The following is a 7802-nucleotide window of genomic DNA, read 5'->3' on the forward strand; positions in this document are numbered from 1 at the left end:
CTATATAATAAACCAAGGTAGAATTGCCAGTCCAGAAGTTACAATTGCTGTAGCAAATATTAAAAAGATAGCTTGTTTGTTTTGTTTCATGTTACATTCTCCTCTACATATCAATTGCATGCTATACGTTCATGAAATAATCAGCGGGAGATAGATTATCCCCACTGATTAAAGTCTCACTTTATATTTTTAGTATAACGAATGGAAAGGATTGGAACGATTGATAAAGGTGACATGAAGATTACATTGTTGTAATGAAAAAAGCATCTTAATTAATAAGAAGATGCTTTTGAAAAATTATATTAAAATGTTAATTATTTAAGAATAAAACCATATGCTCTTCGTCCCAATATTGGCCATTATGTTTTAAGGACCGTTCTTGCACACCGTAAGTTTGGAAGCCGAGGGACTCATATAATTTTTTTGCAGCAGTGTTATCAGCAACAACATCAAGCATGAGCTGTTCTACATGTAATTTATCGGCATTTTCAATAATCGCTTTAATTAAAGCTCGTCCTGCACCGAGACCACGCGCTTTTGGAGAAACAAAAACGGAGCCGATTTTTGCTTTATGCTCTTGCTTAATAAATGGCTTTGTTTCTAGAGTAGCAATACCGACTAAATCATTATCTTTGAAGACACCTAGAGTATACTTATCCGGATTGCTTAATCGCTTTGCCATAGCAGCGACAGGGTTTTCATGTTTAAGAACATCTTCATAAGAAGAGCTAAAAGCCTCAGGGTTTTTCGTTAAACCTTCCATACAAACTTTCAAATAAATTTCTGCGTCCTCTGTTGTTAATAAGCGAATTTCCATAGTTGTAACCTCCTAGATTGATTCAAATTTAATTCATTAACTTTGTAAGATTAAGTTTAGTTAAATGTATTCTGTGACTATTCTTTCTTAATTTGTAAAAGAATGAAGAGATTATGCTACTATGTTTTTATTTTATTTATGTAATGAAATTATATATTAACTTCATTAACTATTCAAGGGTTTAATATATTACATTTTTATAACTAAAATTTCCGCTTTGTAAAGGAGTCATTTTTATCCCACTATTCGTGGGAGTCGGGTTGCCCGTAAAAGCCCGATTGGTTTGGGCTAATAATCAGTGGGGAGGGAAAAAACCTCCACTGATTAAATTTTCACTTTCTTTTACGTAGTCAATCGTTTATTTTGTAGCCATCGATTCGTTCTGGATGTGTATAAATATTGCAAGATCCATTTCGAATAAATCCTACTACGGTAATACCTAAATCATGGGCGAGTTGCAGAGCTAGTTTAGTTGGAGCTGATTTAGATAGAACAATTTCGCAACCTATTTTTGAAACCTTTAACAAAATTTCAGATGAGATGCGTCCGCTAAACGCAATGATTTTCCCTTGAACGGATATATTGTTTCGTAAACAATGACCGTATATTTTATCTAGCGCATTATGTCTTCCGATATCCATTCGTGCTAAAAGAATGTTTTTTCGATCACATAGAGCGGTATTATGCACACCACCCGTTTGGCGAAATGTAGTTGAAGATTGTTGTAAGGAAGTCATTAGGTGAAAACATTCTTCCGGAGTAATAGTTATATGTATATCATGTAACTTCTTTGCTTTTGCTGCATCGTTGACGAAAACAAAACCTTGTCTACTTTTTCCGCAACAAGAAGTTACGTACCGTTTATTATATAAAGTTTGATAGAGCGGATTAATTTTTGATGATTTTACATGAACAATACCGTTTTCTTTTTGGATCCATAATTCTTCAATATCTTTATAAGAAGAAATAATTCCTTCAGAAATTAAAAAACCGATTACCATATCTTCAATGTAATTAGGAGTGCATACAACTGTTACGTATTCTTCGCTATTTAATTTAATTGTAATAGGAGATTCCGTAACAACCTCATCGGTTTGTTTTGAAAATGTACCAGATTGATAGCGTACAATCGTATATGTTTCTTGAGTAGGCCCCATATTAAACTCCCCTTTATATATATTTTTCTCCATATTTATCATAAAACATCGAAAAAACAAAAGCATCTACTAGTAAGAAGATAGCAGATTATTTTGGTTATTATTGTATATGTACGATATAATAGATTTGTAGAATAGCGACATTTTCAAGCTTTCGTAGTTATACCTTATAACATCTAGAATCGACTTCCAAAGGAAAGTATTTCAACAGGGCGTTTCAAAAATATGTACAGCAACGCATTTTTGAAAACGGATTCAAAAATGTGTTGTACAGTTAGTTGTAAGGAGAGGGGAAACTATGACAGAACAGACAGTCCGTGTAACCGTTGATGGTAAAGAATTTTTCGCATCAGGTGAAAAGACGATACTCCAATTATTTAACGAAAGTAATTTAGAACATCCTCAAATTTGTCATGTACCAGAGGTAGATCCTATTCAAACTTGTGATACATGTATTGTAGAAGTAGATGGAAAGTTAATGCGTGCTTGTTCAACAAAGTTGGAAGATGGCATGCATATTGAGAGGCAATCGGAACGTGCGAAGGAAGCACAAACTGAAGCGATGGATCGAATATTAGAGAATCATTTATTGTACTGTACGGTATGTGATAATAATAATGGTAACTGTAAAGTCCACAATACAGTAGATATGATGGGAATTGAAGAACAGAAATATCCATATGAACCGAAAGTAAGTGCATGCGAAGTGGATACGTCGCATCCATTCTATCGATACGACCCAAATCAATGTATTGCTTGTGGGCAGTGTGTAGAAGTATGTCAAAATTTACAAGTGAATGAAACTTTATCGATTGATTGGAGTTTAGACCGCCCACGTGTTATTTGGGACAATGGTGTGAATATAAATGACTCGTCTTGTGTTAGCTGTGGGCAATGTGTAACAGTTTGTCCTTGTAATGCATTAATGGAAAAAACGATGCTAGGAGAAGCTGGATTTATGACTGGTTTAAAACCAGATGTGCTAAATCCAATGATTGATTTTGTAAAAGATGTAGAGCCTGGATATAGCAGTATTTTAGCAGTTTCAGAAGTAGAGTCTGCGATGCGTAAGACGAAAATTAATAAGACAAAAACAGTGTGTACATTTTGTGGTGTAGGTTGTTCATTTGAAGTCTGGACGAAAGATCGTCAAATTTTAAAAGTGCAACCTGTTTCAGATGCACCGGTTAATGGTATTTCCACATGTGTAAAAGGCAAATTCGGATGGGACTTTGTGAACAGTGAAGAGCGTATTACAAAGCCGTTAATTCGCCAAGGAGATATGTTTGTTGAGGCTTCATGGGAAGAGGCTCTTGAAGTTGTTGCATCTAATATGCAACATATTAAATCAGAATATGGTAGCGATGCGTTTGGGTTTATTTCTTCTTCGAAAGTAACAAATGAAGAAAACTATCTTATGCAAAAACTAGCTCGTCAAATATATGGAACAAATAATGTAGATAACTGTTCCCGTTATTGCCAATCTCCAGCAACAGACGGTTTATTTAAAACTGTCGGTATGGGCGGAGATGCTGGAACAGTGAAAGATATTGCTGAGGCAGGTCTTGTTATTATTGTTGGTGCAAATCCAACAGAAGGACATCCTGTACTTGCAACTAGAGTGAAACGTGCTCATAAATTACATGAACAAAAACTAATTGTCGCAGACCTTCGTAAACATGAAATGGCGGAGCGTGCTGATATATTTGTTCACCCGAGTCAAGGGACGGATTATGTATGGCTTGCTGGGATAACGAAATACATTATCGATCAAGATTGGCACGATAAAAAGTTCATAGCTGAAAATGTAAAGAATTTTGATGAATATAGCAAAATGCTAGAGAAATATACGCTTGATTATACTGAGAAAATTACAGGGATTTCTAAAGCTCAGTTAAAAGAAATGGCTCGTATGGTATATGAAGCAGATGGTACTTGTATACTTTGGGGAATGGGTGTAACTCAAAATACAGGAGGAAGTACAACGTCGGCAGCAATTTCAAATTTACTTCTCGTTACAGGTAACTACCGTCGTCCTGGTGCCGGTGCGTATCCGTTACGCGGGCATAATAACGTACAAGGTGCTTGTGATATGGCGACATTACCGAACTGGCTTCCAGGTTACCAAGCAGTTTCAGATGATGTGCATCGTGCGAAATTTGAAAAAGCATACGGTACTACCATTCCGAAAGAACCGGGATTAAATAATATCGCAATGTTACTTGCGGCCGAAGAAGGAAAACTGCGTGGTATGTATGTTATGGGAGAAGAAATGGCTTTAGTAGATTCAAATGCTAACCATGTACAACATATTTTAGCGAATTTAGACTTCCTTGTTGTTCAAGATATGTTCTTATCGAAAACAGCTCGTTTTGCCGATGTTATTTTACCGGCAGCACCAAGCTTAGAAAAGGAAGGAACATTTACAAATACAGAGCGCCGTATTCAAAGATTGTATGAAGTATTGAAGCCACTTGGTGATTCTAAACCAGATTGGTGGATTTTACAAAAAGTAGCTCGTGCACTGGGCGGAGACTGGAATTATGGAAGTCCAAGTGAAATTATGGATGAAATTGCATCGCTTGCCCCGTTATATTCACAAGCAACGTATGACCGTTTAGAAGGTTGGAATAGTTTATGTTGGGGTAGCCATGATGGTAGTGATACACCGTTATTATATGTAGATGGATTTAACTTCCCAGACAAACTAGCACGATTATCACTAGATGAATGGGTTCCGCCAGTTGTAGCACCAGATGAGTATGATTTACTATTAAATAATGGCCGTATACTAGAGCATTTTCATGAAGGAAATATGACGAATAAGTCGGCTGGAATTTTATCTAAAGTGTCTGAAGTATTTGTTGAAATTTCACCTGAACTTGCTAAAGAACGCAATGTGAAAGATGGTGGTCTTGTAGAGTTAGCATCACCATTTGGAAAGATTAAAGTACAAGCGCTTGTTACAGATCGTGTAACTGGAAATGAGTTATATTTGCCGATGCATGCGACAGTAAATGAAGAGGCAATCAATATTTTAACAGGAACAGCAACAGACATTTATACGTGTACACCAGCTTATAAACAAACAATGGTGAAACTGCGCGTATTACGTGAAAAAGGAAATCGTCCGTTACCATCTTCAAACCCGAGAGATAAAAAACGTCATCCGCAAAATGGTGTTGAAATCGAGAAAAAGTGGCAAAGAAAACAATACGTATCACTTGTGGATCAGAATTAGGGGGCGGAGATAGTGGCAAAAGAGATTACTTTAATTAAAAAGAAGATTGTAACAGAAGAAGAAAAAAAACAGCAAGTAACAGATGAGTTGTTAAATGATCTAGCTGAAAATAGAGAAGCAGTAGAAGAGACGATGCAGCTATTAGCGCAGTTGCACAAAGCTGGAATTTTAGATGCAGCAATTAGTTTACTTGCTGCAAAAGAAGATGTTTCCAAAATAGCTGTTGAACAATTGAATCGTGAACCAGTAAAAAACGCATTAAACAATATGATGGGGGCAGGAGAGGCATTATCTTCAGTGGACCCAGAAATAACGAAACAAATAACATCTAGTTTAGTCACTGGATTACAATTTGCAACGGATGAGCTGAAAAATGGAAAGAAAACAAAAGTGATGGATTTCTTTAAGGTATTAAAAGATCCAGATATCAACAGGGCGATTACATTCGGTTTTAGTTTCTTAAAAGCATTTGGACAAGGATTAGAGAAAAAATAGAGTGAGTGAAAAAAAGTGATGGGATTAGCCATCACTTTTTTCATTATATGTATAAGAGTGTTCATGTTAAGCGGAATATATTATTATTAAAAAGATGGATTGGAACTGGAAATGTGGAATCCATCTCAAATACCGTTTTAGAATTTGGAGGAATATATGCAACACCGTAAAAAACTATCTATACCAGGAGTAATGGGACATTCCTTTCAAACAGTTAGATTTGCTTTTTGGAATGTATTAACCTTTCAACTTGTTTATAAATTATTAGCAGCGATTGTATTTGTCCCGCTATTTGGGATCATTTTTAATAAGTTATTGTATTTTGGTGGTTATGCAAATGCAACGAACGATGAATTATTAGCGTTTTTAAAGACACCATACGGCATCTTGGCAATCGTAATTTTGTCATTGTTAGCACTGTTTCTTATTTTTACGGAATTTGCGGTACTTATTATTATTTCGTATTTTGCTCATAAAAGACAAAAGGTGAAATTACGTCCGATTTTATATAAAACGGTAACGTATTTACCTACTCTTTTCACATATTGCTTACCAGGATTTATTTTATATGCTGTCGTATTATTACCTCTTTTAAATATGGGATATGAAACGGCATTAATTCCGCAAATTCAAATTCCTAACTTTATTACAGGAGAACTCTTCAAGACAACGATGGGACAAGTTGGTTATTACACGTTCTTTGCTGTAGTCGCGTATTTGAACCTTCGCTGGATTTTTGTTCTACCTATTGTCGTTTTAGAGCAAAAAACATTTCGCGTGGCAGCACGCAAAAGTGCAGCTTTAGTAAAAGAAAGCTTTTTTAAAGTACTATTCTTTTTAGTAGGTTTTTTCATTTCAATAGGGATTGTGTATATTGTATTTTGGGGAATATATTTATTGTGCCTATGGGGTATGTATGAATTTACAAACCCGAAAGGAACATTCGCATTGTTAGCTGAATCAACAATGTCTGTATTCCTAACAAGTACATTGTATTTATTTAGCTTTATCGTGACACCATTTTATATTATGGCGATTACGCGATTGTATTTGCAAAAGGTTCCGGTTGAAGATGTTTTACTAGAAGAAGGATTAGACTATTCAAAATCGAAAGCAGATAAATGTTTCTTCCAAAAACATCGTTGGAAATTTATTGGTGTATATATTGTGGGAATTATTATTGCTGGAATGGTCGTTGCCTTCATTGTAACCTTTATTTCAAATTCGTATAAAGAACCGATTATTATGGCACACCGTGGATATATATCAAAAGGGGTAGAAAATACGAAAGAAGCTGTGCAAGGTGCTATTGATGCAAAAGCAGATTACGCTGAAATCGATGTACTGCAAACGAAAGATGGCGAGCTGGCAGTAATTCATGATTTGAAGTTAAAACGTCTTGCCAATGAGAATGTACATGTATCAGATTTGACAATGGATGAGTTAAGGAAACTTACTCTTAGCCAAGATGGATTCTCAGGGGGAATTAGCACATTAGATGAAATTATTAAGCTTTCAAAAAATAAAATAAAACTCAATATAGAAGTGAAGCTTCACGGTAATGAGAAGGATTTCGTAAATAAAGTGCTAAAAACAATTAAAGATAATGACTTTGAGAAACAATGTGTTATTCAAACGTTACATTATCCGCTCATTAAAGAGTTTAAGCGTGCAAATCCAGATATAAAAGTAGGATATATACTTTATGCAAGTAGAGCTAACTTAAAGAATGTGAAGGCTGATTTTTATGTAGCAGAAGAATATATGTTAAATAAGAAATTAGTAAAAGAAGCAAGGAAGTTAAATAAGCCAATTTACGTATGGACAGTAAATGATATGGAAAGTTTAAAGGCATATTATAAGTTAAACGTAGATGGTATCATTACCGATTATCCTGAAGACGCACGTGAAACAATTAAGATGTTAAAAGAACAAGAAGCTGAAGAAAGCGATATATTTGATAAAATTACAGAAACGACAGAAGACTTGTTTTCAAAATTATTTATAAGTTATCCAGCTGCTGGTTAAATGCCAGTAGCTGTTTTTTTGTGAAAAGAATATATTTCTAAAGTATTGCACAAAGTAATAAGTG

The 7802-nt window shown here is 35.0% G+C and carries 5 protein-coding genes; 3 read left to right on the top strand and 2 right to left on the bottom strand.

Translation table 11 applies throughout. The annotated features are described in order from the left end of the window. Nucleotides 1-310: 310 nt before the first annotated feature. Nucleotides 311-817 carry a GNAT family N-acetyltransferase gene (locus V7038_RS28115; protein ID WP_000405886.1) on the bottom strand — a complete coding sequence of 169 codons (507 nt, stop codon included), beginning with the start codon at nt 815-817 and terminating at the stop codon, nt 311-313. Between the two features lie 350 nt (nt 818-1167). Then, complete coding sequence (gene fdhD / locus V7038_RS28120; protein WP_002113960.1) at nt 1168-1974, bottom strand: formate dehydrogenase accessory sulfurtransferase FdhD; 807 nt, start codon at nt 1972-1974, stop codon at nt 1168-1170. 298 nt (nt 1975-2272) lie between these two features. On the opposite strand from fdhD, the gene fdhF reads away from it, so the two are divergent. The 3 genes from fdhF (at nt 2273) to V7038_RS28135 (ending at nt 7738) form a co-directional block, all read left to right on the top strand. Then, on the top strand, nt 2273-5215 hold the full coding sequence (gene fdhF / locus V7038_RS28125) for a formate dehydrogenase subunit alpha (protein WP_002113962.1): 2943 nt from the start codon (nt 2273-2275) through the stop codon (nt 5213-5215). A 12-nt stretch (nt 5216-5227) separates the two neighbouring features. Further along, the gene (locus V7038_RS28130; RefSeq protein ID WP_002113965.1) at nt 5228-5710 is read left to right on the top strand and encodes a DUF1641 domain-containing protein; all 483 of its coding nucleotides are present in this window, start codon (nt 5228-5230) and stop codon (nt 5708-5710) included. Between the two features lie 156 nt (nt 5711-5866). After that, nucleotides 5867-7738, top strand: a complete 1872-nt coding sequence (locus tag V7038_RS28135; RefSeq protein ID WP_070138746.1) for a glycerophosphoryl diester phosphodiesterase membrane domain-containing protein — start codon at nt 5867-5869, stop codon at nt 7736-7738. Nucleotides 7739-7802 lie beyond the last annotated feature (64 nt).

The sequence above is a fragment of the Bacillus sp. JJ783 genome, assembly GCF_036963225.1.
In the GTDB taxonomy this organism is placed as follows: domain Bacteria; phylum Bacillota; class Bacilli; order Bacillales; family Bacillaceae_G; genus Bacillus_A; species Bacillus_A cereus_U.